Here is a 25,571-nt window from a genome sequence, read left to right as displayed (position 1 = left end):
CAGGTTCTCAGCGCGCGACGACCTGCATCGACAGGTCTTCGCGCGTACGCAGGTTGATCTGGAATTCGGCCGGCGGGGGCACCGGGCCGAGATATTTTAGGCGGAACCGGCGTGCCGCCAGATACAGGTGCTGATTCATCTCGATCATCGCGAAGCCCTCGCCGATGCAATGACGCGCGCCGGCGGAGAACGGGATGAAGCAGAACTTCGGCCGCGTCGCCTCGATCTCGGGCGCGAATCGCTCCGGCTGGTAGGCCTCCGGATCGCTCCAGAAACGCGTGTCCCGATGCAGCAGCCAGGGGCTGATGAAGAGGTCCGTACCGGCCGGCACGTGATAGCCGCCGAGCTTGTCGTCGCCCAGCGATCGACGACTGAACAGCCAGACCGGCGGATACAGGCGCAGCGTCTCGTGAAGAACCTGCTCGGCGTAGGGCACCGGGGCCGCGGGCGCCGCGTCGACCGCCGCGTGCAGCCTGGCCTCCACGTCGGCGTGCTGCGAGAGCCGGTACCAGGTCCAGTTCAGCGTGCTCGCCGTGGTCTCGTGGCCGGCGACGATCAGCGACATGATCTCGTCGATCAGCGCGCGCTCCGGCATCGCCTCGCCCGTGTCCTTGTCGCGCGCTTCCATCAGCATCGACAGGAAATCCATCTCCACGCGCTGCTCGCGGCGGCGGTCCTCGATCATCTGGCGGACCAGCTTGGTCAGCGCGCGGAACTGCTGGGCGAAGCGCAGATCGCGCTGGCTGTCGCGCGCGATCATCGTGAACGGGTGCTCGCCCACCTCGTTGGTGAGCTTGTCGAGGTCCACGCTGAACAGCGCCTGCAGCACGATGTTCAGCGACAGCTCGCTGGTGTCCCGCGTCAGGTTGATCGGCTGGCCGTCGGCGGCGCGTTCCGCCCAGCGATCCAGCAGCGCGAGGTTGTGCCGCTCGATGAGCCCGCCGAACTGCTTGATCACGCGGCTGTGGAACGCCGGCTGCATCATTCGCCGCTGGCGCGCCCAGAAATCACCGTCGCTGACGATCAGGCCGTTGCCGAGCAGCATCTTCACGCGCTCCAGGCCCACGCCCTTCTTGTAGTTCTGGCGGTTGGTTAACAGGACCCAGCGCAGCTCGTCGGGGCCGAACAGCACCAGGCTGTCCGACGGCCGCGTCACGGTGCGCACGCGCACGACGTCGCCGTACTGCGCCTGCAGGCCCTGCAGCACCGGCAGGGTCTCGTCGTTGGCGTCGATGTCCCAGGGCCTCTCGGGCCCGGGCGCCAGCGATTCCTCCGTCATCTGGGTCATCCCTTCGTTACGCATGCCTCGTAACCCGCCATGCTATCGCCCATGCGCATCAGCGTCCTGATCGTGGACGACGTGGCCCTGTCCGGGAGCCAGGAAGCGGCCTGTCTCGCGCTGCTTCCGGAAGCCCGCCGGAGGGAGCTGCTCGACCAGCCGGATGCTCGCGCGCGCCAGCGTTCGCTGCTCGGTAGCCGACTGCTGCAGGCCGGCCTGCGCCGCATCGGGGCTCCCGCGGAAACCTTCGCTTCGAGGGACTACCCCGCAAGCGCCAAGCCGCGGCTCGAGTCGCCGTACGAGTTCAGCCTCGCGCACTGCGAGGGTCGCGTGGCCTGCGCGGTGGCCCGCGGATCGCCCGTCGGCATCGATGTGGAGCGGCTCGGCACGCTGACCACCGGGACCTCCAGCCTGTACCTGAGCCCGGCGGAGAGCGCCTGGGCCGGCGCGGATCCGGCGCGCTTCTACGCGCTGTGGACGCGCAAGGAGGCGGTCGCCAAGGCCGCGGGCCTGCGCGGCCTGCGCGACCTGCGCGCCGTCGAGGTCGACGGCGCCCGCGCGCGCGTCGACGGCCACACCTGGCACACGACGGTGCTGGACGCCGGACCCGGATTCGTCGCCCACCTGGCCTGCGCTTTCGCGGACCCGATCGTCGAAGTCGAACGGCTGACAGCGGAAACGCTGCTGTAAACTGGCTGATCGCGCCTCAACGAGTTCCCTACGTGACCAGTCGTACCGTCTTTCCCCACCGGGCCATCATCCTCAGCGCCGGTCAGGGCAGCCGCCTGTTGCCGCACACCGAAAATACCCCCAAGGCCCTGGTCGACCTGTCCGGCCGCAGCATGCTCGAGTGGCAGCTGCTGGCGCTGGAAGCCGCCGGCATCCGCGAGGCGGTGGTCGTCACCGGCTTTCGTGACGAGCAGATCGACCGCGCCATCGAGCGCAATGCGCCGGCGCTGCTGCGCGTGCGTACGCTCTTCAACCCGTTCTTCAAACTCGCCGACAACCTCGCGAGCTGCTGGCTCGCACGCGCGGAGCTGTCCGCCGGTCCCTGCCTGATCCTCAACGGCGACACGCTGTTCGAGCCCGAGATCGCGCGCCGCCTGCTGTCCGCGCCGTCCGCGCCGATCACGGTGACGATCGATCGCAAGGGCGCCTACGACGCCGACGACATGAAGGTCAGCACGCAGGGCACGCAGCTCAAGGCCATCGGCAAGAAGCTCACGGCCGAAGAGACCAACGGCGAGTCCATCGGCTTCCTGCGCTTCGAGCCGGCCGGCGCGGCCAGCTTCGTCGCCGAGATCGAACGCACGATGCGTACGCCCGAAGGCCCCGGCCTCTGGTACCTGTCGGCGATCCATCGCTTGGCCAACGCGGGTGTCGACGTGCGCGTCGCCTCGATCGAAGGCCTCGAGTGGGGCGAGCTCGATTTCCCGGTCGACCTCGAGCGCAACCGCGAGATCGCAGCCGGCTGGAAGCAGCGTGGCCTGTTCGAGGCCGACGCGGCTCCGGCGGGCGCTACGAGCTGATCGAGCCGGCGGGCGGCTCAGCCCGCCGGCGTCATCCGCGCGTGGCGACGCGCGCGCAGCGTGTTGAACCCGTCGGCGGTCGCCTCGACGTCCAGTTCCACGCTGTGACCCTGCGCGTCCTCGGTCTCGATCTCGATGTGGCCGTCATCGGCCGCGATCGACGACGTGCGCCGATAGCCCTGCGCCTGCAGCCAGGGCAGCAGTCGTGTCACGACGTCCATCTCGATGCGCTCCTCGGCGCTGGCCTGCGCCTCCATGCGCTGGCTGCGGATGACGCCACCGGCGTCGAGCAGCACTTCGAAGGCCTTCTGCTGGCCGTCGAACACCTCCGCCTCGAAGCCGCCATCGGCGGTGGTTTCGAGCTCCTCGACCGAGCGGAAACCCGCGGCCTGCAGGCTGGTGAGCGCCGCCTGCCAGCCGGATGCGGAAGGATCGGCCGTCGCGGGTGTGCCGACGACCAGCAGGGCGGCGAGCGCGACACCGCGGGACATCGTGGCAATGGAAAAACCGGACATGATGGAATCGATGCGGCGAATGAGGCGGCAGTCTTGCGCGCGCGATGCGCGCGACCCGTGAATTGAGCGTTCACAATCGGTTCACGGCGGCTATGACAAACGACGCGGCGCCATGACCCCAATTCCCCGCACCTGGACGTTCGCCGTCGCCTCGCTGCTGTTGCTGTGCACCGGCTCGGCCGTACCCGTCGAGCCATCGGGCAAATCGCTGCGAGAGGCCGTCGAACGAAACGAAATCGTCCCGCTCAAATCGATCATGGACTGGATCGAAAGCCACTACCGCGGCCAGGTCGTCGAAGTCGAACTAGAGAACGAGGGTGGCGACTTCGGCTACGAGATCGATTTGCTGACGCCCGAGGGCTCGAAGATCGAGTTCCAGTTCGATGCGCGCACCGGTGACCTGCGCTCGGTCTCCGGCAAGGACATCGAGGGAGCGCGGCGCAAATGAGACTGCTGCTGGCCGAAGACGATCGCGCGCTGGCCGATGGGCTGGCCGGCGTACTCGCGCAATCCGGTTTCACCGTCGACCAGGCCGATTGCGGTCTCAAGGCCGATTTCCTCGTGCGCACCGAAGCCTACGACCTGGTCATCCTCGACCTCGGCCTGCCGCGCCGCGATGGATTGAGCCTGCTGCGTGACTGGCGCGAGGCCGGCTATCACCAGCCCGTACTGATCCTGACGGCCCGCAGCCGCTGGCCCGACAAGGCCGCCGGCTTTGGTGCGGGCGCCGACGACTACGTGGCCAAGCCCTTCGAGCCGATGGAAGTGGTCATGCGCGCGCAGGCCCTGATCCGGCGCAGTCGCGGTCAGTCGCAGCCGCTGCTGACGGTCGGCGCCATCACGGTGGACATGAACCAGGGACGCGTCTGGGTCGACGGCCGGCCGGTGACGCTGACGCAGCAGGAATACAAGATGCTCGCGTACCTGATGCTGTCCAAGGATCGCGTGGTGTCCCGCACCGAACTGATCGAACACGTCTACGCCCGCGACCGCGACCCCGACTCCAACGTCGTGGACGTGCTGATCGGCCGCATCCGCCGCCGGCTCGGCAGCGAGCTGATCGAGACGGTGCGCGGCCGCGGCTTCCTGATCCGGACCCCCGACGCCGCATGAGGTTGTCGATCAGCACGCGGCTGATCGGCATCGCCGTCGTCACCACGCTCGCGTTGCTGCCGCTGTTCGGCTACGCGCTGTCGCGCGCCTTTCTCGCCTCTGCCGAGTCGAGCTTCGATCGCCAGATCGACGCCTACTTGCTGTTCCTCGCCGGTCGCCTGGACAGCACGAAGGACGGCGACATCGTGTTCTCGCGCCAGCCGGGCGACGATCGTTTCGAGCAGCTTCACTCCGGCTGGTATTGGCAGGTCAGCCGCGGCGGCAAGGTGCAGGAAACCTCGCGCTCGCTGTGGGACGAAACCCTCGCGCCACCCCAAGCGTCTCCACGTGAACCCGTGGACCTGCGCGGTCCCGGCGACCAGGCGCTGCGGGGCGCCACGCTGGAGCTGACGCTCGGCGGCCTCGCGGAGCCGGTGAACCTGCTCGTCACCGGTCCGCGGCAGCAGATCGATGCGGAGGTCGCATCGTTCAACTGGCTACTCGTGCGTTCGCTGGGCCTGCTGGGATTGATTCTCGTCGTCGCGCTGGTGGCGCAGATCCGCTGGGGCCTGGCGCCGTTGCGCGCGATGACCGAAGGCCTGCGGCAGGTCCGCAGCGGCAGCGCGCCGCGACTCGACGTGCGCCTGCCGTCCGACCTGAGCACCGTCGCACGCGCGATGAACGAGGTACTGGCACACCAGGAAGAACTGCTCGAACGCGGCCGCTCGGTGGCGGGCAATCTCGCGCATGCACTGAAGACGCCGCTGGCGACGATCCGCATGAAGATCGACTCGCTCGACGACGGGCACAGCCTTCGTGCCGATGTCGCGCAGATCCAGCGCATCGTCGATCACCACCTCACGCTCGCCGCCGCAGCCGGCCGCGCATCCGGTCCTTCGCGTCGCAGCGCACTCGGCGAGTCGATAGAACCCGTGCTCGCGGCCGTGCGCATGCTGCACGCGGACCGGCACATCGAACTGCGTGCCGAGTTGCCGCCTGAACTGCGCGTGGCGGTGGACGCGCAGGACCTGCAGGAACTCGTCGGCAATCTGCTCGACAACGCGGCCAAGTGGGCGCGCACGCGAGTCGATCTGCGCGCCACGCGCCTGGGCGACGACGTGCTGCTGAGCATCGAAGACGACGGCCCGGGCATCGCGGAGTCCGAACGCGAGCAGGTGCTCAGCCGCGGCCTGCGGCTCGACGAACAGCAGCCCGGCTCCGGATTGGGACTGGCCATCGTCAAGGATCTTGCGCGGCTCTACCGGTTGCAGATCGCGTTCGAACGCGCGCCGCTGGGCGGGCTGGGCATCCATCTGCGCTTCCCCGGAGTGCCGCCTCCGTAGCACGCAGCGCCGGGCGCCCGCGCTCGTGAACGAATTCTTAACTTCGCATTCACGAACCGCGCACACCTCACTCAACACACTCCTGTGCGCCCTCCTTCGGCGACGCGGAGTCCCCATGCCTTGCTGCCCCGATTCCCTGCAACGCTCCATCCGTTCCGGGAGCGCGTCGGCATGAGGATCGTCTTTCCGTATCTGGCGCAACCGCACCAGATCCCGCACTCGTTGCCGATCGCCATCGAGATGGCGCGACGCTATCCGCAATGCGAGATCCACATCGCGTATCACGGTCACACCGCATTGCCGTTCATTCGTCGGCTCGTGGCGGAATACGCGCCGGATGCGCCGCTGCACTACGACGCGCTGGCGCTCGACCCGCTGAACGCGATGCGCTGCGCGCGCGGACAGGTGCCGTGGAAGCAGCTCGCGTTGCTGATGAACCGCGACTACTTCGCGAGCTTCGACGCCATCGCCACGCCGGAGCGCACCTCGCTGTTCCTGCGTCGCATCGGCGTGAAGAGGCCGCGGATGATCTGGACGCGTCACGGCGCCGGTGATCGCGAGGTCGGCTTTTCGCGCGACGTGAACCAGTTCGATTTCGTGTTGATGGCGGGGCACCGCATCGAGCAGCGCCTGCTCGAACGCGGCCTGATCCGCCCAGGCGCGTACGCCACCGGTGTGTACGCCAAGTTCGACTGGCTACGTCCCGCGCTGCAACCGGGTCCACGCCTGTTCGACAACGCGCGTCCGACAGTCCTGTACAACCCGCACTTCTCGCCGGCGCTGTCGTCGTGGCCGCGCCTGGGCATGCAGATCCTCGAACACTTCGCGCAGAGCGGGCGCTACAACCTGATCTTCGCGCCGCACGTGCGGCTGTTCGATCCGCCGCGAACCGCCCGCTACAAACCGTTCGCGCGCTTCATGCGGCTGCCGCACCTGCGCATCGACCTGGGCAGCGAACGCAGCATCGACATGAGCTACACGCGCGCGGCCGATCTGTACCTGGGCGACGTCAGCAGCCAGGTCGCCGAGTTCATCCACCGGCCGCGCCCCTGTCTGTTCGTCGACGCGCATGCCCGCGAATGGCAGGCGGATCCGAACTTCGCGTTCTGGAATCTCGGTCCGGTCACGCGCTCGGTCGACGCACTCGATTCGCAGATCGACGGCGCGTTCGCCGCACACGCGAACTACGAAGCCGCGCAGCGACGCTACTTCGAAGAGACCTTCGAACTGCCACCCGGGCAGGCATCCGCCGCCGCGGGTGCCGACGCGATCGTGGAGTTCCTGCAGCGTCAGCGCAGTCCCGCACCGCGAATGGCCACGACCTTGGCGCTGACGTAACCGTCGTAGCCCGGACGAAGTCCGGGGGCTTTGCGTCCATGCGGGGATCCCGGACTTCGTCCGGGCTACGCGGGAGCGTGATCTGCCACGGCGTAGCCCGGGTGAAACCCGGGGCTTGTTCTCCGACCTAGCGCGAAAAGCCCCGGGTTTCACCCGGGCCACGGCGGCGTGAACTCAGACGCTCTGCTGCATCAGCTCGCGCACGAGCCGCAAGTCATCGGGCTTGTCGACATCCACCGCGGCGCGACCGTCGGCGATGTCCACCCATTCGAGGCGCGCGCCCGACAGCTCCTGCAAGCGCCCCAGCGCATCGGCCAGGCTCAGCAATCCCGCCTTGTAGCGCAGCGCATAGGTCACACCGAGCCGCACGATCATCTTGATGGGCCGCTTGCGCTCGGCCTCGATCTGCTGCCACAGCTCGACGACACCGCGCGCCGCCGGCCGCCGCATCAGGAAGATGTTGCAGCCCGAGAACGAATCGTCGGAGAAGCGCAGCCAGGTGCGCTGCGTGTTCGGCACCGCGGCGCAGACCGCTGCCTTGCGTGACAGCGCGACCGTCACATCCGCATGCGCCGGCGAATTCGCCAGGAAAGTCTCGATCCACTCCGGCCGCATCAGCGGGTGATCGCCGGTGACCACCAGCAGCGGCGTGCCCTGCTGGTCGATCGCGGCCGCAAGACTCGCGCTGGGGCCCGACGACGCCGGCATCGTCACGACCGGCTTGGTGCAGCGCGGCGCGCGCAGACCGGCAAGCGGCTCGAGGATTTCCGGCCGCTCGATGCAGATCACGATGCGGTCCACGCTCGGCGAGTCGGACAGCGCGGCCACGACGCGCTCGATCATCGTCGTGCCGCCGATGTCGATCAGCGCCTTGTGGCTGACGCCGGCGTGTTCAGCCAGCGGATCGCCACCGGCACGGCTGCCGGCGAGCACCAGTGCCGTGATCGGCGCCGTCGTCGTGCGGACCTTGCTCACGCGAGGGTCTTCTCGTACACGCGGTAGGTCTTGTACGGAATCGAATCGAGCGACTCGATCATGCGCCGCATCGGCAGGTTGTCCTCCAGGATCCACGACAGCTCGACGCGCTCGACGCGGCCCTTGCGCAACACGCCCTGGCGCATCTTCTCGATGATCAGGAACGGGATCACGCCGCCGAGCAGACCGGCACTGCTGCTGCGCCGGATGCCCATCAGCGGCACGCGCGCGCTGCGCGGTCCCTTCTTGAGCCGCAGCAGCAGCTTCAGCCAGTTGAACGGCAGCAGCTTGCCGCCCATGTCCGCGATGACCTCGTTGAGATTGGGCAAGGTGATGCCGAAGCCCACCGGTTCGCCGTGCATCTCGACGATCGCGACCCAGGTCGGATCGATCAGCGGTTTGAGGCTCTTGGCCATGTGCCGGATCTCGGCGGGCGTGAACGGCACGAAGCCCCAGTTCTGGCTCCAGGCGTCGTTGAAGATGTCGGTGATGGTGTCGAACTCGGCGTCGTAGCGCGTCATGTCGAGATTGCGCGCCGTCATCGCCGCCGGCTTGCGCCGGTCGATAAACTTGCGCGCCGCCGGCGGCAGGTCGTGCCGCATGTCGTAGAGATACGCGAAGACGTCCTTCGCCTTGGTGTAGCCCTTGGCTTCGATGCGCGCCGCCATGTAGCGCGGATCGTGCGACATGAACATCATCGGCGGCGTGTCGAAGCCGTCGATCAGCAGGCCGGTCTCTTCGTTGATGGAAAGATTGAACGGACCGCGCACGATGGTGCGTCCGCGCTCGCGCAGCCAGGCTTCGGCCGCGGCGAACAGCGCATCGAAGATCGCGGGGTCGTCTTCCGCCACGATCATGCCGAAGTGGCCGATCGTCGGATCCAGCACGAGCTTGTCGATCTGCGCGCTGATGCGCCCGACATCGCGACCGTCGCGACGCGCCAGGAAGAACTGCGTCTCGGCGTGCGCGAAGTACGGATTCTTCTTCGGCGACAGCGCCTCCTGCCGTTCCATCAGCAGCGGTGCCACGAAATTCGGATCGCTCGCATACAGCTTCGCCGGCAGGCCGATGAAACGATCCTTCAGCGCCGCCGTGTCGACTTTCACAATCTCAACCGAACTCATCACTTCTCCTTGCCGCGATATTCGGACGTCAGGAATCCCAGCCAGATCGTGCGCCAGCCGTGCCACGCGAGCGTCAGGCCTTGCCAGGCGGTGACGATCAGGAAGCCGGCGGCGCCCTGCCCGAGCACCAGCGCAATGGCCATGATGCTCATCGTGATGTTGCGTCGTGCGATGACGCTGCGAACCTTCTCGTCCAGCGTCGTCGTCGAATGCAGCGCGTGGCCGAGCCGGTGTCGCGCCACGCCCAGCACCAGGCGATCGGCCACGTAGAAGGCGATGAACGCCAGCGCGGCGACGTACAGCGGATCGTCCGGCGGACGCGCGCCCAGGCCCCAGGCCCAGGCGAAGTACCAGAACGGTGGATGCACGATGTCCAGGCCGTGATCCATCACGTTGCCGATCCACGAACTGGTCAGGGTCACGCGTGCGACCTTGCCGTCGACGCTGTCGAGCACGGCCATCGCGTAAGCGCAGGCGAAGCCCGCCAGCCACTGGCCGTCGGCCCACAGCGGCACCGCGACGAACGCCAGCACCACCGACAAGGCGGTGATCGCGTTCGGCCGGATTCCGAGAAACGTGCTCAGGCGCGTGAGCTGCCACACCAGCGGCGGGAACACCCAGCGCGTCAGCAGGTCGGTGGAACCCTTGTAGTTCTCCCAGAACATCTGGCGTTCGAGTTCGCGCCGCGCCGCGACCCCGTCGACCGCATGGATCCAGTACGGCAGCGTGCGCCTGAGCTTGTCGATGTAGGCCGGGAAGCGGCGTTCGTCCAGCGGCGCGATGCGGCCCGCGGCGAGCAGCGCGTCGGCGACCTCGCGAAGATTCGCGGCGCTCTCGGGAATGGCGTCCGCGAGCGAGGCGTCGAGGCACATCGCCACGGCGCGGCGGGCGCCGTCACCGCGCGCGGCCAGACCCGTCGCACTGTTCTCGCCGAGAAAGCGGATCAGGCGCGGATCGATGACGTTCGTACCGTCGACGACCACCAGCTTGCCCGCCAGGCCAGACAGCGCGCCGCGCAGGCGCTGTCCCAGCGAGGCGGTCGCGGAGTCGAGGCGTGCGCCGGGCCATGCCGCGCCGGCCGGCGGCCCCGAGAGCGTGACGACATCACCTTCTCCGAAGGCACCCACGCTGCGACGCAGGCGCTCCAGCGGCGGCAGGCCGAACAGTTTCTGGGCGCGCGCCAGGCCCGAGGTGTCGATCCAGAGATTCGTCATGTGCGATCGCAGAGCTGCAGCTGCACCAGGGCGATCAACGTGAACGTCACCGGTGCCCCGGCCACGGAAGCCAGTGCGGGAATCCGCCCGCTGGTGCCCATCGCCGCCATGATGCCGTCGCACAGCAGGTAGGCCAGACCCAGGCCCAGCGCGATCAGCAGGCTGCCGCCGCCACCGCCGCTGCGCGCCATCATCTGCGCGGTCGGCACCGCCAGCAGCAGCATGATGAAAGCCGTCAGCGGCGTCGTGAACGTGCGGTAGAACATCGTCTGGTAGAAACCGATCGGCTGCGCGCCGACGCGATCGCCGCTGAGCACGCCGGACAGCATGCTGCTGGAAAGATGGGGCTGCATCAGGTCCAGGCGCATGACGTCGTCGGGGCGCAGATTGATCTCCCAGCGTCGCAGCGTCTCGTGCTGGCGCTGCATCTTGGTCTTGTCCACGGCCCAATCCTCGACGCCCGACAGGTTCCACGCGCCATCGTGCCATTGCGCCTGCTCGGCCGTGATGCGCGCCGCGAACAGTCCGTCCGCGCCGCGCTCGTAGATGCGCAGGCCGGTGAGCTTGCGACCGTCCGGACTGGCGCGGTCGAACGACGCCGGGCCGTCGCGCGTCTGCACCCAGCGCGGGTCGGGTGCGTCCTCGGGCGGAGCCGTCTGGTCCCACCACGCCTTGAGCGCCTCCTCGGCGTGCGGCACCAGCCGGTCCGACAACACGAACTGCGCGGCGGCCAGCGCCAGCGGCACCGGCAGCAACAGCAGCACGAGGCGCTTGAGGCTCATGCCGGCGCAGCGCATCGCCACGATCTCGTGGTTGCGCGCCATCGCGTAGAACGCCGACATCGAGCCGAGCAGCACCGCCAGCGGCAGCGCGACGACCACTTCGCTGGGCGTGCGCAGCAGCGCGTACCGCATCAGGCCGCTCATGCCCAGGTTGCGATCGAGCACCTCGCCCGTCACATCCAGCAGTTCCAGCAGCTGCATCAACGCGGTCAGCACCAGCACCAGCGCCAGCACCTGGGTGGCGACACGACGCCGCAGATAGCGTGCGAGCACACCGTTCATGCTGTTTTCTTCTTCTTGCCGCCGCGACCGCCGAAACCCTCGAAGCCGCTCTCGATGGCGCCGATCGCGCGGGTGACCGGGTTGTCGCCGGGCCAGGCGAGGCTGCCGTGGAACAGCCAGGTGACGAAGACGGCGAACACGACCAGCGGCAGCCACACGGCAATCAGCGCGGCGGCGCGACCGGACTCGGCCATGCTCTCGCCGAACTGCAGCGCGTGGTTCAGCGCCAGCAGCGCCAGGCACGCGAACACGACGCCGGGTGCGCGCTTGCCGCGCTTGGACGCCATGCCCAGCGGCAGCGCCAGCAGCGGCAGCAACGGCAACAGCAGCGAACGCGCGAGGCGTCCGTGGAATTCGCCGGCCAGCTTGCGCACCGGGATGTCGCGCTCCGCGCCGCGGCCGTGCATGCCGTCCCACAACTCCCGCAAGGTCAGCTCGCGCACGGATTCGCCGCGCGCGCGATAGGTCGGCGGCGCGGGCGTGAAGTCCGCGTTGATCAGGCCCTGTTCGAAGCGCAGGAACGAGGCGGTCTTGTCCGCCGATTCGCGCACGACGGTGCCGTCCTCGAGTTCCAGCAGCAGGCGACGCCCGTCCGCGGAGGGCTTGAGCAGGCCGTGCTTGGCGGTCGTGATCTCTTCATCGCCGTCGATGCGACGCTGCACGAAGACGCCCTCGAGCGTGCGGCCGTCCGGTCCGACCTTGGTCGCGCTCAGGCGGAATCCCTGGCCGGCGTTGACGAAGCGGTTGTCCTCGACGCGCGCATCCCATCCGGCCTGCAGCGCGTCGTTGACCGCCACGTGATAGTCGTAGCGGCTCATCGGCTGCAGGTAGCCGAACAGGTAGAAGTTGAAGCCGCAGAGCAGCGCCGCCACGCCGAAGTACGGCATCGCGATGCGCACGATCGAGCGGCCGGTGCCGAGCATCACGTCCAGCTCGCTGTTGTCGCCCAGGCGCGCCACGGCCATGAAGATTGCGGCGGTAAAGGCGGTCGGAATCGCCAGCCCCAGGTAATGCGGCAGCAGGTTTCCCGCCATGCGCATGATCGCCGTCAGGTCCGCGCCGGTCGAAGCCGCGAGATCGAACAGTCGCAGCAGGCGTTCGAGCATCTGCGCGAGCAGCAAAGTGCCCAGCGCGAACGCCAGCGGCGGCGCGAACAGCCGCAGCGTGTATCCGTCGAGCCGATCGGGGACGAGACGTCCGAGCGCAGACACTAAGGCTTCAATCCTCCGCGCGATCCCAGGCCTGATGCAGCGCGGCGACGAGGCGATCGCGCGCATCCGCTCCCAGCGAGACCGCGGCGTCGAGCTGCGGAGGACCGGGCCAGCCCGCATCCGGGTAGTCCTGGCCCGCGAAGCTGCGCGTACCGGAGTACCGCGGGATGACGTGAAAGTGCACGTCGGGGTCGACCATCATCAGCATCAGGTAGTTGATGCGCTCGTAGGCCGAGACCTCGCGCAGCGCCCGCTCGATGCGGCGCACCACGCCGCGCAGGTCGGCGTAGGCCCCCGGACTGAGCTCCGAAAACGCCTGCACCGGCTCACGGCACACCAGGGCCAGCGAGCCGAGCGTGGGCTGCTTGGGGCGCAGCAGCACCGTCCAGTGGCTGGTCTGCGCGATACGGGTGGCCGGATCGCCGAACTTCGTTTCGGTGGGGTTGGTCATCATTTCGAGATCCGCTCGGGTGTCGACGGATGAAGGCCCGCCGCAGCGGGACTGACGGTCGACCGCATTCTATCCGTGCAGTTCGCAGAAGCGCCCGGGGTCTGCCGCATGTCGTAGCCCGGACGAAGTCCGGGATTCCCCTCCCACACGGAATGCAACCCCGGACTTCGTCCGGGCTACGGGTGACGGCGCGGCAACTGCAGGTCGTAGCGGATCGCATCGACGAACGCGCCCTGTTCGACCGACCAGCGCCGCACCAGCACCTGCGCGCGGTCGGGCTCGGCGCCCAGCACGACGCGATGCCAGCGCGCGCCTTCGTCGCGCGGATTGGGCAGAGCCGAAGAAGACGGCACGCACAGGCAGGGAATCGGGCCGTTGGGACCATCGAGCGCGTCGAGCCGCGCATCGCGCGCATGGCCATGGAGAACCAGTTCGGCTCCCGCACACCTCAGCAATTCGCGCAGCGCCGGGGCATCGGAGAGCGCCTTGCGCCACGACACGGCGCCCGCCGCGACCGGATGGTGAAGCAGCACGATGCGGATCCGGCCCGCGGCACCTTCGTCGAACAGGATGCGCTCCAGGCGTGCGAGCTGGCCCGAACCCAGCCTCCCCTGCGCCAGCAGCGGCGCCGTCGGCAGCGCCGAATTCAGGCCGATCAGCGCAATGCCCTCACCCACCCGATGCACGAACGGCCACTGCGTCTCGTCGAGCCGCGTCCATTCGGCCCAGCGTCCAAGACCCTCGCCCGCCGCCACGCCGACCAGCGCATCGTGATTGCCGGGCACCAGGCTGAGCTGTCCCGCGGGTGCCAGCGCGGACAGCCATTCCGCGGCCTGGCGGAACTCTCCAGGCAGCGAGAAGTTGGTGATGTCGCCGGTGACGACGATGTGGTCGGGCGCATGCGTGCGCAGGTCGGCCGCCAGCGCGTCGAGGATCTCGGGGCGCTGCAGATGGCGACGGCGACGCCAGGACCAGGCGCTGAGCTGGCGCTTGGAGAAGCGCTGCGCCAGCGACAGCTGCGGTTCGAACGGCAGGTGCAGGTCCGAGACGTGCGCCAACGTGACCGGGTTCATCGATAATCCGCGCTGTCTCCTGAGCGTTTCGATCATGCCACACGCCTCGCCGCCCACGTGCGGCCGTCTCGATCCATGAGCACCGCACCCTCCGTCGCCGGCCGCGTCGTCGGCGATTCGCTGCTGCGCATCTGGAGCCTGAGCAGCCCCGTGCGTTTGCAACGCCAGCTCGCACGCTTCGGCGTGGGCCTGGACACGCCGGGCGCGGCGCGCGTCGTGCTGCTGCGCGCCGACTGGGTGTTCGACGACGCGATCGTGCGCGGCCTGACGGCGGCGACCGACGACGTCGTGCTGCTGGCGCCCGATGGCGCGCGCATCGCGCTGAACGTGGCGGCGGAAGATGCCGACGCAGCGGCCGCCGCGCTCGCCGAAGGGCGCGTGAAATCGGCGAACACGCGCGCGGTTTCGGCCAGCGATCTCGCCGACGGCTACAACGACGCGCTGCGCAAGCGCGAACCGCCGTTCCTGATGCCGCTGACGGCCGAGACGCTGCCAGCCATCGAGAAGCGCGTGTTCGGCGCCTCGTACAAGGGCGTCACCGACATCGTCACTCTGTACCTGTGGCCGGCCCCGGCGCGCGCCGTGACGCGCGTGTGCGCCAACCTCGGCATCTCGCCCAACCAGGTGACCAGCGTGAGCTTCGTGCTGGTGCTGCTGGCGATGTGGGCGTTCTGGACCGGGCACTACGGCTGGGGCCTGCTCGCGGCCTGGCCGATGACCTTCCTCGACACCGTCGACGGCAAGCTCGCACGCGTGACGCTGACCTCGTCGAAGCTCGGCAACGTGTTCGACCACGGCATCGACCTGATCCATCCGCCGTTCTGGTGGTGGGCCTGGATCGTGGGTCTGCCAGCCGCGTTCCTGCCGCTGGTGGAGCCGCAGGTCGTGCTGTGGGTGATCATCGCAGGCTACGTGCTGCAGCGCGCTGAGGAAGGCATCTTCATGGCGGCGTTCGGCATGGACATGCACGTGTGGCGTCGCTTCGACAGCTTCTTCCGGTTGATCACGGCGCGGCGCAATCCGAACCTGATCATCCTCACGGTCACGTTTCTGATCGGCCGGCCCGACTGGGGCATCGAGCTGGTCGCGGCCTGGGTGGCGATCTGTCTGGTCGTGCACGCGGTGCAGATCGTGCAGGCCGCGTTCGCGCGCCGGCACGGCCCGCTGCGCTCGTGGCTGGCGTCCTGAGCGGATGGCGCTGAACGATCCCCTGCGCGATGGCATCGGCGAGGAACTGCGCCGGCCGGTTCACGCGGCCGTCACGCAACTGGCCGACCAACTCGCCGCCCTCGCCGGCAGCGCGACCGCCGCCGTGCTGTTCTACGGCTCGGGACTGCGCGACGAGACGCTCGACGGCGTGCTGGATTTCTACGTGCTGCTCGACGACGTCGGCGCCTGGCCCGGCTCGCGCCTGGCGGCGCTGGCCAACCGCGTGCTGCCGCCGAACGTCGCCTATCTCGAGCGGACCGTGGCCGATCGCCCCGTGCGCGCCAAGGTCGCCGTGATGAGCCTCGCGCAGTTCGCCGCCGGCATGACCGGCGAGGGTCTGGACACGACGCTGTGGGCGCGCTTCTCGCAGCCCTGCCGATGCGTCCACGCGCGCAGCGAAACCGATCGCGCAGCCCTGGCGTCGGCGGTGCAGGACGCGGTGAAGACGGCGGCGCGATGGGCCGCCGCCCTCGGTCCGGAGCGCGGCGCCGCGGAGGACTACTGGCGTGCCCTGTTCGCGCGCACCTACGTCGCCGAGATCCGCGTCGAACGCTCGGGTCGCGCGGACGATCTCGTCGCGCGTGACGCGGCGCGCTACGCCGAACTGCTGCCGCTCGCATGGACCGCGGCCGGCATCGCCTTCAACGTCTCCAGCGAAGGCGAGCTCTCGCCCCAGCGCGACCACGGGGATCGCCGCGGAGCCGCACGCCGCTGGGCCTGGCGCCAGCGCCTCGGCAAGCCGCTGAACGCGCTGCGCCTGCTGAAGGCGGCGTGCACGTTCGACGGTGCGGCGGACTACGTCGCCTGGAAAGTCGAGCGCCATTCCGGCGTGCACCTCGACCTCAGCGACTGGCAGCGCCGGCATCCGTTGCTCGCCGCTCCCGGCGTGTACTGGCGGCTGCGTCGCGCTGGCATCCTGCGCTAGCGCGCGCCGAGAGATCCGGCGGAGAACGGGCGCATGAAAATGCTGATCCTGACCTTGTCGACCGGCGAGGCCGCGCTGCCGGCGCTGCGGGAACAGATTCGCCGCCAGACATTCCAGGCCGACCACCACGTCATCGAAGGGCTGCCCAACCGCGAGGCGCACGAGGCGCTGCACGACGTCGTGATGCGGCGCGCCGGCGAGTACGACCTGTTCTTCAAGATCGACGCCGACATGACGTTCCGCAGGGACACCGCACTGCAGGATGTCGTCGCCGGCATCGCGCGTTATCCGGACGTGCGGCACTTCCTGTTCCCGCTGCAGGATTTCTTCACGGCGCAGGAGATCCGCGGCGCGTCGCTGTATCGCTCGGGCGTGCGCTGGGCGCCGATCCTCGATGGACTGTTCGTCGACCCGGCACCGATCGACGCCAAGGCGAGCTGGTGTGGCGGCAGCGCGACGCCGTTCCTGAACCACGGCGAGATCGCCAGCGACTTCGAGTCCTTCTCGTTCGGCGTGCACAAGATGATCAAGGTTCTGCAGCGGGATCGCAGCGACAAGAAGCTCTCCAAGCAGACCGGGCGCCTGCTCGACCTGCGGCGCGTACGCAGCCTGTGTCGCGGGCCCGACGCCGCCCGCCACTGGCTCGCGATGCGCGGTGCCGCCTGGGTGCTGCGCAACCGCGACTACACGAGCATGGCGCGCAAGGCCGATCTGCAGCGTCACTTCGAACAGGTCCAGGCCGGCGATGCGGGCCTCGACGCGCTGGCGAACCGGCTCGTGGGCAGCGACGTGTTCTGGTACCGGTCGCTGGCGCGGGAACTGGGCTGGGTCACTGCGGTGCGCGCCGCCGTGGAACGGCCGCCGGCGGCGAAGAAGCGCGTCGTGCTCATCGATTCCCCGCACCCGTAGCCCGGACGAAGTCCGGGATGCCTCTTTGGCGGGAGGAAAAAACCCCGGACTTCGTCCGGGCTACGTGCCTACGTCGCCGACTCGCGCTTGAGGAAGTCGACGATCGCGTCGGCGCCCCGCGCAGCCGAGGCGGTGCCGGGCTCGATGCCGAAGGTGTCCGCCACGTAGGCGGCCTGCACCGCGCCGAACGCTTCGGGCCGCTCGAGCGCGTCTTCCAGGGCCTGCGGCAGCGCCTCCACGTCGTCGATCACCGGACCGAGCGTCCAGAACGCGTAGTCCGGGCTGTCGCGCCAAGCCACGCGATGCGAATTCAGGAACACGCAAGGACGGGGACGCGCAACGAACTCGGCGACCTGGCTGCTGACGTCGCCCAGGTAGAGATCGACCGCGTCGACATAGCTCATGTCGATGCCGTGCACGCTGCCCAGATCGATGCGCAGGTGCGGAACGTTCGCGAAGCGCTCGAACGCGCGGTATTTGTCCGGCGTCGGCGGGTCGAACAGGCGCACGTGCGGCGCGAAGATCAGGTTGTAGCGATCGCTGGCGGCGAAGAAATCGAGCACCGCCATGCCGTGTTCGGGCCAGGACGAAAGGCCCGGCTCGAAATGAGGGTTGTACAGGACGGTCGGACGATCGTTGTCGAACCAGCGACGCTGTGTCCCGCGGGTCTGCAGCCAGTCGAACTTGGCGTAGATCCCGCTGGTGTAGTGACCGGGCCGGATCAGGCCCGCCGACAGCAGGCGCTCCTCGATCTTGCGCCCGGCCAGCAGCACGTAGTCGAAGCGGTTGACGTCCTTGGCGAAGCCGATCGCACGATCGCCCGCGCCGTGCCGCGTCCAGATCAGCCGCGTACCACCCAATCCGAGCAGGCGCATGAACAGCGACGTGCGCTCCGGTGTCACGATGGCGTCGAAGCCGCGCAGGTACGCGCGGTTCTTCAGCATCGTGCGCTTCTTCGTGCGGGAGAGGTCCAGCAGGGGGCGCTCGAGCGCTTCGACATTCACCGGCGCGGCCGGCGCGTACTGGGTCAGCAGGTCGCGGATGAAGTCGACATGGGCGGACGTGGCGCCCGCGGCAGAGACCTGGACATCCGGATGGCGGATCGCCATTTGCGCCGCGATGGGCAGCGAGTGGAAGACCTGATGCAACTGGCCGAAATACGGAAAGACCACTTTCATTTTGTACGCGACGAAGGGTTTGGTACCGTTCCGGTTTGCGGCTTTCTTCCAGCTTACGTTTTTCTCTTCGCCGCAGATATTACGGAAAAGTCCGCCATCCCTTCGTGAATAAAACCGCTTCAGCGCAGGGCCTGCGCATCGCGTTCTACTGCAACCTCATGGGCTGGCCCAAGCGTTCCAGTGGCGGGGTGCGGCAGTGGGCGCTGACCATGGCCAATGCCCTCGTCGAACGCGGCCTGGCGGTGGACATGCTGTGCGAGGCGCCGGCCTCGCGCTTCGTCGACGAACCCCTGCTCGACCCGCGCGTGGGCCGCGTGATCCTCGGCCGCGGGCTGTTCGCGCGGTTCCGGCTCGACGCCTACGTGCGTCGCCACCCGGGCGTACGCGTGGTGGCGGCGCTCAACCACTACAACATCGGCGCGGCCCGTCTGAAGCAGCGTTTCGGGCCCCGCGTGCACGTCATGCTCACGCAGCGCGAGAACCTGAGCGCCGACGCGTCCTGGCTGTCCTGGCACAAGTACGCCAAGGCGGAGCGTGGCGTGCGACGGCACTTCAGCCGCGCCGACGCCGTGGTCTCGGTCAGCGAGGGCCTCACGCGGGACCTGCGCGACAACTTCGGCGTCGATCCGGCACGGCTGCACACGATCTACAACCCGGCCTACCGCGCCCGCTTCGTCGCCGACGCGGCCTTGCCGGTCGATCATCCGTGGCTGGCGAGCAAGGACCGGCCAGTCGTGATCGCGGCCGGGCGCCTGCATCACGTCAAGGGTTTCGACACGCTGCTCGACGCCTTCGCGCAGCTGCGCACGAGCGTGGACGCGCGGCTGCTGATCCTGGGCGAGGGCAAGGAACGGCAGAACCTCGAGGCGCAGGTTCAGTCCCTGGGCCTGTCCGACGCGGTGCAGTTGCCCGGACGGGTCGGGTCGCTGGCACCGTGGATGGCGCGCGCGGACCTGTTCGTGCTGTCCTCGCGCCGCGAGGGCCTGCCCGCGGTGCTGATCGAAGCCCTGGCCATGGGAATGACGGTGGTCGCCGCACGCTGCCCGAGCGGTCCCGACGAGATCCTGGAGGAAGGCCGCTGGGGACAGCTGGTCCCGGTAGGGGACGTCCAGGCATTGGCTACGGCCATGGCGCAGGCGCTGGAACAGCCGGCGCCGGATCGCGACGCGCTGCGTGCCCGTGCGGCCTCGTTCTCGCTCGAACGCGCGCTCGAGCAGTACCTCCATTTGTGGCAGCAACCGCCCTCCGCTTGAGGCGCCGACACCGCCCAAAGCGCGCCTTGCCGTAGCGGCGCGAGACGACGACAGGCTCGAAGCACGATTCGTCCTGTCGGCCCCCTGAGACGCAGACCGCGCGCCTTCGTCACCCCCGTTCGAGAGCCACGACGACGCGAAATCCGTGGGAAGACGGCGCGCTCGACGGTGACGGCCGTCCTGTCGATCCGTGCCGGAAGGATCCGCCGAACTTCCAACCTTACAGTTACCTGTCATTTACCTGACAACTGGCTTACAGTGCCGACAGCTACAGGTAAAGACCGCCGTCCCGGATGACCCTCGCGGGCTCCACGGTCCGTTCTGCGCCAGCGTGGGGTTGGGCTCGGCGGACGCCGATCGTTGGGGCCCGTTTCCGTGCACGCGTTCCTTCAATCGTGCCCTTCGACCAGCGGACATGACGGACTCCGAGGCCTTCCTCTCGAATCTCCAGCAGCCGGCTGGTCCGCGGTTGCCGACTCCGGCGAAGGCAGCCCACGCCGTTCGCAATCCGCCGTCGGAGGCGAGCTACGACTTCATCATCCTCACGGCCGCGATCACCCGGCCCGACCTGCACACGCGCATCTTCCCGGGGTACCTGCGCCTGATCGGGACCGCGCGGGTGAAGTGGTTGATCAACATCGATCCCGTTGCCTCGGGGACCTGCGTCGAGGACACGATCGACAACCTGAGGCGCCTTCTCGCCGCGCCCAACATCGATCTGGAATTCCTGGGAGGCGAAGAGCCGGGGTGTTTCTTCAAGGCCGCGCGGCGTCTGTCCGAGCGGGCCGGGGAACTCCTCGCCCGGTGCCGTACCGGGGTGGTATGGCTGGAGGACGACTGGCGGCTCACGGCGCATGGCTCGGGCTGGGAGACGCTGACCCGACTGCGTCTGGGACTGGCAACGACCCGCGCCGGTCGCCGTTGCCGAGGCTGCCGCGGCCCCCTTTCGACCAAGCAAGCGGCGCTCGATCGGCAGACGACGCAACGCAATCCGCTGTGGTTCGTTTCGCTGGTTCCGCGCTCCCGTGTCTCGTTCAATCCCGGAATCTGGTCCAAGGAATTCTTCGTCCGCGCCGTTCTGGAGCCGCTGCGGCGTCAGCCGGCGAACAAGGTGGATGATCCGGAAACGCTGTGCGCAGATCCGTGGAACAAGCCGCAAGCGCGCCGGCTGTTCACGTTGTTCGTCGACCCCACGTTCCAGGATGCCGGCCGGCAGTGGAGCGTGGAATGCGGCTTGACGAAGTGGATCAAGGAGCCGGATGACCTCGCCAAGCGCGGATCCGTGACCTACGCCACCGACGATGGTCACGTGCAACCGCTGCGGGGCGGCGCCTTCGAAGACGCCATCGGATGGGTCCGCATACGACGCGCGTTCGGCACTCCGCTTCCGCTGCTCGGCCGCATCGTCCTCAGCGAGGGACGTCTGGCGGGGCACTTGCTCGCCGTTCCTTATCTGGCGTTCGACATGCAACCGATCGGCGAGCGCATGGCAGAGGTCTATCTGCACCGTCCACATCGCTGGTCCCGCACCTACCCGTACAAGAAGATCGATGGCCGGATCGTGTGGGGAGCCGAAGATGCAGAAGTCCACGTGCAGACCCGGCGCGGCAAGGTCGTCGGATCGCTGACGCGAACGCTGCCGGTCAGTTCTTATTGGATCGTCCCGCTGCAGGCGAGCCTCGGCTTGATCTACTTCGCGAGCAGTCTGATCGGCCGCCTGCTTCATCTCGACGCCGAGTCGAAGACACCGTAGGCGGGCTGTCCCGTTCTATCGGCGCGGCCGCGCGCACGGCACTATCATTGCCTTGCTTCTCCTGCGGTCGCCCGCTGTTCCATGCGTTGAAGGCCGCGGTTTCTGTTGTCGTGTCGGATCCAGGACGGACCTGAACCTCACGACTGAATAACGACCACTTCGGGGATCGGGTCTAGGGAGCCCGCCGCGGTGGAGGAAAGGACGGACGATGCTGTGCCGGGTCGTCGGTCGATGCGACTCGTTCTGGGCGAACGCGAAATGAATCTTTGGATCGATACCTCAGGTCTGGCCGCGGCGGAGGGGCTGTTCGGCATCCCGCCTCTGGAACGGTTGCGCCGCACGGTGGGCCGTCTTCCGCAGAGCGATCACGTGATCCTCTCCGGCGGACGCGCCACCGGATGGGCGGGCGCCGAGCAGGGACCGGACGAAGGGGCGCCGCTGGGGCTGCGACTGCGCCGGGCACTGGGCCAGGCGGGCGCACCCGTCGTGGCCATCGACGGCTCCAACGTGATCGATCCGCGCCTGATCCGGTTTCTGGGAACCCTCGGCCAGACCTGCGTCGCCAGCCGTGGCGAAGGAACGCGGCGGGCGGTCGCCCTCACGCTCGATCCGTCGGTCATCGAGGCGATTCCGCCGGACGCGCGCGACTTGCGGGAGGTGGCCAACGCCCTGACCGCCAGCGGACACGCATCGCCGCTGGACGAGCAGCGCTTCCCTGCGTACATCGACAAGCTGCGCCGCAGCCTGCCGTACTGGGTCCACGCGGTGGACGGCCCGCAGACGCGCCGCGAGCTCGAGCGCCAGATGTTCCTGGAGAACTACAAGGGTTCCACGGACCTGCTGACGCGCTGGGTCTATCCGCCGCTGGTGTGGCCGCTGACGCAGTTCTGCACGCGGTTCAAGGTGCATCCCAACGCGGTCACGATGCTGTCCATCGTGCTCGCCTTCGCGGCGGTGCCCTTGTGGGCGCACGGACAGTGGCTCGCAGGCTTCATCTGCGCGTACGTCATGAGCGTGCTCGACAGCGTCGACGGCAAGGTCGCGAGGCTGACGCTGACCGATTCCAAGATCGGCAACACGCTCGATCACGGGCTCGATCAGGTCCATCCGCCGTTCTGGTACTTCGCCTGGGCATTTGGCCTCGGCGGGCTGGCGGACATGAGCGATCCGCTGTTCCAGACGGCCGTCGCGTTCGTTGCGTTCTACGTCGCGGATCGCCTCGTGCTGCGGGTGGCCAAGCGACGCCTGGGCCACGCGCTGCACTCCAGCACGCGGCTCGACGAGCAGGCGCGCAGCATCATCGCGCGCCGCAACATCACGATGACCGTCATGGCCTTCGCCCTGCTCATTGGCGCAGGTCACGCGGGATTCGTCTTCGTGACCGTGTGGCAGGGGCTGACGTTGGCCTGGCACGGCTGGCGCGGGATCTGGCTCGGATTCCTGTCGCCCGAACGCGCCGGCAAGGAAGCAGCGCAAGCCTCGTCCAGGTGAGCCTCGTCATGAGATCGATGCGGCGAACCGCCTTCCGGGCTCTCCCTCCAGGCCGAGCGGAGTCCCCTTAGTGGCCGCCCGAGAACGCAACGGCGTGCTGGCGATCATTCCGGCGCGCAGCGGCTCCAAGAGTGTTCCTCACAAGAACATCCGCCCGTTCCGCGGAAAGCCGCTCATTGCGCACAGCATCGAGCAGGGCCTGGCGGCGCACAACGTGGATCGCGTGCTGGTCTCGACCGACAGCGCCGATTACGCGCGCGTCGCCCGCGACCATGGTGCGGAGGCGCCGTTCCTGCGGCCCGCCGACATCGCGCAGGATCTTTCGACCGACCTGGAAGTCTTCCTGCACGCCTTGAAGTGGCTGGAGCAGGAAGAGAACTATCGCCCGGAGCTGTGCCTGCACCTGCGGCCCACGTATCCGCTGCGCGACGTCGCCGACATCGAAGGCGCCGTGGCGATGCTGCTGGAGCGTCCCGACGTCGACTCGGTGCGTTCCGTCACGCTCGCTCCCCACACGCCGTACAAGATGTGGCGACTCGACGAGGCCTCGGGCCTGCTGCGTCCCTTGCTGGAAAGCGACATCCCGGACGCGCACAACGTGGCGCGCCAGGCACTGCCTCCGGTGTATCTCCAGAACGCCGCCATCGATGTCGTCCGCGCCGAGGTGCTGCTGAATGCGCGCTCGATGACGGGGTCGCGGATCCTGCCGTACCGGATGTCGGAGATCCACGACATCGACACCGAGTTCGACTTCGCGGCCGCAGCCTGGAATGCGTCGGGCGCGCTGCCAAGCGGAAAGACCTTCGTCTTCAGCCTGTCTGCACTCGTGGCCGACGGCACCGAGGACAAACTGGGCACCTCCACGCCCAATCCGGCCACGATCGCGGTCGTCAATCGCCTGCATTCCCTGGGCAACACCGTCCTCGTGTCCACCACGCGCGATCCTGGATCGGACGCCGCGGCCGAGGCAGCGCAGCGGCTCGACCAGTGGGGCGTGAAGTACCATCGCATCGTGGGAGGGAAGCCGCGGGCCGATTTCCACGTCGACGACGCGATGATTCCGCTGTTTGCGCTGCAGCGCTGGCTCGACCACAACACTTAAAAGACTTTTTCGAGGGTAGTCATGCATCCGATGTTCGAGAACCTGTTCGTCTTCGAGATGGCGAACAACCACCAGGGCGAGATCAGCCACGGCCTGGCCATCATCGAAGCCCTGGCGGGAATTGCCCGGCGGCACTCCATCCGCGCCGCCGTCAAGCTGCAGTACCGCGAGCTCGACAGCTTCATTCACCCCGCGTACGTCGGGCGCGCGGACGTCAAGCACATCGGCCGCTTCCTGAGCACCCGCCTGCCCGACCGCGACATGCTCACGCTGCTCGAAGCCGCCAAGGCCAGCGGGCTGATGACCATGGTCACTCCCTTCGACGAGGCGTCGGTGGATCTCGCGCTGTCCCACGACGTGGACATCCTGAAGGTCGCCAGCTGCAGCGCCACCGACTGGCCGCTGCTCGAGCGCATCGCCGCGGCGGGCAAGCCCACGATCGCCTCGACCGGCGGTCGCACGTTCCGCGACATCGACCGCATCGTGAATTTCTTCGAGCACCGCAACGTCGAGACGTTCGGGCTCCTGCATTGCATCGGCATCTACCCCGCGCCGATCGAGACCATCCATCTCGGCTACATGCGCAAGATGATCCAGCGCTATCCGAACGTGACGATCGGCTACAGCGCGCACGAGGGACCGGACGAACTGGATGTCGTGCGCGCCGCAGTCGCTATGGGCGCGCAGATCCTCGAGCGTCATGTGGGCCTCGCGACGGACCAGCACAAGCTGAACACCTACTCGCTCGGACCGGAACAGGTGGAGCAGTGGGTGGCCGCGGCACAGCGCACGCGCCTGATCTGCCACACGGCGACGAAGGACAAGGTGATTCCGAACGAAGAAGCGGTCTCGCTGCGTGAACTCAGCCGTGGTGTCTTCGCCACGCGCGCCATCAAGCGCGGCGAGACGCTCGACCGCAGTTCGGTCTACTTCGCGATGCCGATCACCGTCGAGTCCCAGTGCACCAGCGGCGACTATGCGGAAACGATCGTCGCCAGCCGCGATTACGAGAAGGATGCTCCGATCCTCGACGTGCGCGACGAGTCGGCGGTCCGCCACGTGCGCGACATCGTGCACGAGGCCAAAGCGATGTTGAGCGAGGCGAAGGTGGTGCTCGGAAAGGAATTCTCGATCGAGCTTTCACATCACTACGGGATCCAGTCCTTCCGCGAAGTCGGCGTGATCCTGATCGACCTGGTCAATCGCGAGTACTGCAAGAAGCTGGGCGTGATGCTGCCGGGACAGCGGCACCCGACGCACCGGCACGTGAAGAAGGAAGAGACGTTCCAGATCCTGCACGGCGATCTGACGCTCGTGGTCGAAGGCCAGACGCACAAGCTGGTGGCGGGTGATCTGTGCCTGGTCGGGCGCGGGCAGCGCCACAGCTTCAGCACGTCGGGCGGTTGCATCTTCGAGGAAGTGTCCACGACCTCCATCCGCGGCGACTCGATCTACGACGATCAGGTCGTTGCGCGGCTCGACCCGATGCAGCGCAAGACGGTGCTGGAGACCTGGTAGATCGGGGGCGACGCGTGGGCAACGA

Annotated in this window: 24 protein-coding genes; 14 read left to right on the top strand and 10 right to left on the bottom strand. The window is 68.1% G+C overall.

Annotated features, from left to right (window positions below; translation table 11 throughout):
- Positions 1-7: 7 nt before the first annotated feature.
- Positions 8-1,303 (bottom strand): cytochrome P450, encoded by a 1,296-nt coding sequence (locus DFR24_RS16440; protein WP_133882463.1) that lies wholly within the window; start codon positions 1,301-1,303, stop codon positions 8-10.
- 27 nt (positions 1,304-1,330) lie between these two features.
- Here DFR24_RS16440 and DFR24_RS16435 point away from each other — a divergent pair, with 27 nt between their 5' ends.
- Together DFR24_RS16435 and DFR24_RS16430 are read left to right on the top strand one after the other, a co-directional pair.
- Positions 1,331-1,969, top strand: coding sequence for a 4'-phosphopantetheinyl transferase family protein (locus DFR24_RS16435; RefSeq protein WP_162851261.1), 639 nt, complete (start codon positions 1,331-1,333; stop codon positions 1,967-1,969).
- Positions 1,970-2,001: 32 nt separating this feature from the next.
- Positions 2,002-2,808: a phosphocholine cytidylyltransferase family protein gene (locus tag DFR24_RS16430; protein WP_133882461.1), complete on the top strand. Its 807-nt coding sequence runs from the start codon at positions 2,002-2,004 to the stop codon at positions 2,806-2,808.
- Between the two features lie 17 nt (positions 2,809-2,825).
- On the opposite strand, the gene DFR24_RS16425 is transcribed toward DFR24_RS16430, so the two are convergent.
- On the bottom strand, positions 2,826-3,323 hold the full coding sequence (locus DFR24_RS16425) for a PepSY domain-containing protein (protein ID WP_133882460.1): 498 nt from the start codon (positions 3,321-3,323) through the stop codon (positions 2,826-2,828).
- 112 nt (positions 3,324-3,435) lie between these two features.
- Here DFR24_RS16425 and DFR24_RS16420 point away from each other — a divergent pair, with 112 nt between their 5' ends.
- The 4 genes from DFR24_RS16420 (at position 3,436) to DFR24_RS16405 (ending at position 7,096) form a co-directional block, all read left to right on the top strand.
- Positions 3,436-3,771 (top strand): PepSY domain-containing protein, encoded by a 336-nt coding sequence (locus DFR24_RS16420; RefSeq protein ID WP_133882459.1) that lies wholly within the window; start codon positions 3,436-3,438, stop codon positions 3,769-3,771.
- The gene (locus DFR24_RS16415) at positions 3,768-4,436 is read left to right on the top strand and encodes a response regulator (RefSeq protein WP_133882458.1); all 669 of its coding nucleotides are present in this window, start codon (positions 3,768-3,770) and stop codon (positions 4,434-4,436) included. Before DFR24_RS16420 ends, DFR24_RS16415 begins: the two co-directional genes overlap by 4 nt.
- Positions 4,433-5,758 (top strand): sensor histidine kinase, encoded by a 1,326-nt coding sequence (locus DFR24_RS16410; protein WP_133882457.1) that lies wholly within the window; start codon positions 4,433-4,435, stop codon positions 5,756-5,758. The genes DFR24_RS16415 and DFR24_RS16410 overlap by 4 nt, the downstream gene beginning before the upstream one ends.
- A 171-nt stretch (positions 5,759-5,929) precedes the next feature.
- Positions 5,930-7,096 carry a sensor domain-containing protein gene (locus tag DFR24_RS16405; protein ID WP_133882456.1) on the top strand — a complete coding sequence of 389 codons (1,167 nt, stop codon included), beginning with the start codon at positions 5,930-5,932 and terminating at the stop codon, positions 7,094-7,096.
- Positions 7,097-7,270: 174 nt separating this feature from the next.
- Here DFR24_RS16405 and DFR24_RS16400 read toward each other — a convergent pair whose 3' ends face one another.
- From DFR24_RS16400 to DFR24_RS16370, 7 genes are all read right to left on the bottom strand, one after another.
- Positions 7,271-8,071, bottom strand: coding sequence for a nucleotidyltransferase family protein (locus DFR24_RS16400; RefSeq protein WP_133882455.1), 801 nt, complete (start codon positions 8,069-8,071; stop codon positions 7,271-7,273).
- Positions 8,068-9,195: a dATP pyrophosphohydrolase gene (locus DFR24_RS16395; RefSeq protein WP_133882454.1), complete on the bottom strand. Its 1,128-nt coding sequence runs from the start codon at positions 9,193-9,195 to the stop codon at positions 8,068-8,070. The genes DFR24_RS16400 and DFR24_RS16395 overlap by 4 nt, the downstream gene beginning before the upstream one ends.
- Positions 9,195-10,409 (bottom strand): CDP-alcohol phosphatidyltransferase family protein, encoded by a 1,215-nt coding sequence (locus DFR24_RS16390; RefSeq protein WP_133882453.1) that lies wholly within the window; start codon positions 10,407-10,409, stop codon positions 9,195-9,197. The genes DFR24_RS16395 and DFR24_RS16390 overlap by 1 nt, the downstream gene beginning before the upstream one ends.
- Positions 10,406-11,473: an LptF/LptG family permease gene (locus tag DFR24_RS16385; protein WP_133882452.1), complete on the bottom strand. Its 1,068-nt coding sequence runs from the start codon at positions 11,471-11,473 to the stop codon at positions 10,406-10,408. Before DFR24_RS16385 ends, DFR24_RS16390 begins: the two co-directional genes overlap by 4 nt.
- On the bottom strand, positions 11,470-12,684 hold the full coding sequence (locus DFR24_RS16380) for an LptF/LptG family permease (protein WP_162851260.1): 1,215 nt from the start codon (positions 12,682-12,684) through the stop codon (positions 11,470-11,472). Before DFR24_RS16380 ends, DFR24_RS16385 begins: the two co-directional genes overlap by 4 nt.
- Positions 12,685-12,691: 7 nt before the next feature.
- Complete coding sequence (locus DFR24_RS16375) at positions 12,692-13,135, bottom strand: HIT family protein (RefSeq protein WP_133882587.1); 444 nt, start codon at positions 13,133-13,135, stop codon at positions 12,692-12,694.
- A 176-nt stretch (positions 13,136-13,311) separates the two neighbouring features.
- The gene (locus DFR24_RS16370; protein WP_133882450.1) at positions 13,312-14,208 is read right to left on the bottom strand and encodes a metallophosphoesterase family protein; all 897 of its coding nucleotides are present in this window, start codon (positions 14,206-14,208) and stop codon (positions 13,312-13,314) included.
- Positions 14,209-14,283: 75 nt separating this feature from the next.
- Between DFR24_RS16370 and DFR24_RS16365 the strand changes: the two genes are divergently transcribed.
- Genes DFR24_RS16365 through DFR24_RS16355 form a run of 3 tightly spaced genes read left to right on the top strand, consistent with a single transcriptional unit; the run spans position 14,284 to position 17,251 of the window.
- The gene (locus DFR24_RS16365) at positions 14,284-15,396 is read left to right on the top strand and encodes a CDP-alcohol phosphatidyltransferase family protein (RefSeq protein ID WP_133882449.1); all 1,113 of its coding nucleotides are present in this window, start codon (positions 14,284-14,286) and stop codon (positions 15,394-15,396) included.
- A 4-nt stretch (positions 15,397-15,400) separates the two neighbouring features.
- The gene (locus DFR24_RS16360; protein ID WP_162851259.1) at positions 15,401-16,342 is read left to right on the top strand and encodes a hypothetical protein; all 942 of its coding nucleotides are present in this window, start codon (positions 15,401-15,403) and stop codon (positions 16,340-16,342) included.
- 33 nt (positions 16,343-16,375) lie between these two features.
- On the top strand, positions 16,376-17,251 hold the full coding sequence (locus DFR24_RS16355; protein ID WP_133882448.1) for a hypothetical protein: 876 nt from the start codon (positions 16,376-16,378) through the stop codon (positions 17,249-17,251).
- A 68-nt stretch (positions 17,252-17,319) separates the two neighbouring features.
- Here the strand turns inward: DFR24_RS16355 and DFR24_RS16350 are convergent, their stop codons facing one another.
- Entirely contained in the window at positions 17,320-18,429 is a 1,110-nt protein-coding gene (locus DFR24_RS16350; protein WP_133882447.1) for a sensor domain-containing protein, read from the bottom strand.
- Positions 18,430-18,533: 104 nt separating this feature from the next.
- On the opposite strand from DFR24_RS16350, the gene DFR24_RS16345 reads away from it, so the two are divergent.
- The 5 genes from DFR24_RS16345 (at position 18,534) to DFR24_RS16325 (ending at position 25,546) form a co-directional block, all read left to right on the top strand.
- Positions 18,534-19,682 carry a glycosyltransferase gene (locus DFR24_RS16345; RefSeq protein ID WP_133882446.1) on the top strand — a complete coding sequence of 383 codons (1,149 nt, stop codon included), beginning with the start codon at positions 18,534-18,536 and terminating at the stop codon, positions 19,680-19,682.
- 190 nt (positions 19,683-19,872) lie between these two features.
- Positions 19,873-21,435, top strand: a complete 1,563-nt coding sequence (locus DFR24_RS16340; protein WP_136249389.1) for a hypothetical protein — start codon at positions 19,873-19,875, stop codon at positions 21,433-21,435.
- Positions 21,436-21,693: 258 nt separating this feature from the next.
- Positions 21,694-22,926 carry a CDP-alcohol phosphatidyltransferase family protein gene (locus DFR24_RS16335; protein ID WP_162851258.1) on the top strand — a complete coding sequence of 411 codons (1,233 nt, stop codon included), beginning with the start codon at positions 21,694-21,696 and terminating at the stop codon, positions 22,924-22,926.
- Positions 22,927-22,996: 70 nt separating this feature from the next.
- Entirely contained in the window at positions 22,997-24,028 is a 1,032-nt protein-coding gene (locus DFR24_RS16330) for an acylneuraminate cytidylyltransferase family protein (RefSeq protein ID WP_210772517.1), read from the top strand.
- A gap of 21 nt (positions 24,029-24,049) precedes the next feature.
- Positions 24,050-25,546 carry an N-acetylneuraminate synthase family protein gene (locus DFR24_RS16325; protein ID WP_133882443.1) on the top strand — a complete coding sequence of 499 codons (1,497 nt, stop codon included), beginning with the start codon at positions 24,050-24,052 and terminating at the stop codon, positions 25,544-25,546.
- Positions 25,547-25,571: the final 25 nt, after the last annotated feature.

The sequence above is a fragment of the Panacagrimonas perspica genome (genome assembly GCF_004364935.1).
In the GTDB taxonomy this organism is placed as follows: Bacteria; Pseudomonadota; Gammaproteobacteria; order Nevskiales; family Nevskiaceae; genus Panacagrimonas; species Panacagrimonas perspica.
The sequence above is the reverse complement of the archived record's forward strand: the minus strand, read 5'-3'. Positions and strand labels throughout refer to the sequence as shown.

What these genes read in the sequence shown, in the direction of transcription:
- DFR24_RS16405 (WP_133882456.1), top strand. Translation starts at nt 5,930, where the DNA reads ATGAGGATCGTCTTTCCGTATCTGGCGCAACCGCACCAGATCCCGCAC.
- DFR24_RS16350 (WP_133882447.1), bottom strand. Translation starts at nt 18,429, where the DNA reads ATGAAAGTGGTCTTTCCGTATTTCGGCCAGTTGCATCAGGTCTTCCAC.
- DFR24_RS16370 (WP_133882450.1), bottom strand. Translation starts at nt 14,208, where the DNA reads ATGAACCCGGTCACGTTGGCGCACGTCTCGGACCTGCACCTGCCGTTC.
- DFR24_RS16355 (WP_133882448.1), top strand. Translation starts at nt 16,376, where the DNA reads ATGAAAATGCTGATCCTGACCTTGTCGACCGGCGAGGCCGCGCTGCCG.
- DFR24_RS16425 (WP_133882460.1), bottom strand. Translation starts at nt 3,323, where the DNA reads ATGTCCGGTTTTTCCATTGCCACGATGTCCCGCGGTGTCGCGCTCGCC.
- DFR24_RS16435 (WP_162851261.1), top strand. Translation starts at nt 1,331, where the DNA reads ATGCGCATCAGCGTCCTGATCGTGGACGACGTGGCCCTGTCCGGGAGC.
- DFR24_RS16420 (WP_133882459.1), top strand. Translation starts at nt 3,436, where the DNA reads ATGACCCCAATTCCCCGCACCTGGACGTTCGCCGTCGCCTCGCTGCTG.
- DFR24_RS16365 (WP_133882449.1), top strand. Translation starts at nt 14,284, where the DNA reads ATGAGCACCGCACCCTCCGTCGCCGGCCGCGTCGTCGGCGATTCGCTG.
- DFR24_RS16360 (WP_162851259.1), top strand. Translation starts at nt 15,401, where the DNA reads ATGGCGCTGAACGATCCCCTGCGCGATGGCATCGGCGAGGAACTGCGC.
- DFR24_RS16335 (WP_162851258.1), top strand. Translation starts at nt 21,694, where the DNA reads ATGAATCTTTGGATCGATACCTCAGGTCTGGCCGCGGCGGAGGGGCTG.
- DFR24_RS16395 (WP_133882454.1), bottom strand. Translation starts at nt 9,195, where the DNA reads ATGAGTTCGGTTGAGATTGTGAAAGTCGACACGGCGGCGCTGAAGGAT.
- DFR24_RS16440 (WP_133882463.1), bottom strand. Translation starts at nt 1,303, where the DNA reads ATGCGTAACGAAGGGATGACCCAGATGACGGAGGAATCGCTGGCGCCC.
- DFR24_RS16390 (WP_133882453.1), bottom strand. Translation starts at nt 10,409, where the DNA reads ATGACGAATCTCTGGATCGACACCTCGGGCCTGGCGCGCGCCCAGAAA.
- DFR24_RS16385 (WP_133882452.1), bottom strand. Translation starts at nt 11,473, where the DNA reads ATGAACGGTGTGCTCGCACGCTATCTGCGGCGTCGTGTCGCCACCCAG.
- DFR24_RS16325 (WP_133882443.1), top strand. Translation starts at nt 24,050, where the DNA reads ATGCATCCGATGTTCGAGAACCTGTTCGTCTTCGAGATGGCGAACAAC.
- DFR24_RS16415 (WP_133882458.1), top strand. Translation starts at nt 3,768, where the DNA reads ATGAGACTGCTGCTGGCCGAAGACGATCGCGCGCTGGCCGATGGGCTG.
- DFR24_RS16375 (WP_133882587.1), bottom strand. Translation starts at nt 13,135, where the DNA reads ATGACCAACCCCACCGAAACGAAGTTCGGCGATCCGGCCACCCGTATC.
- DFR24_RS16410 (WP_133882457.1), top strand. Translation starts at nt 4,433, where the DNA reads ATGAGGTTGTCGATCAGCACGCGGCTGATCGGCATCGCCGTCGTCACC.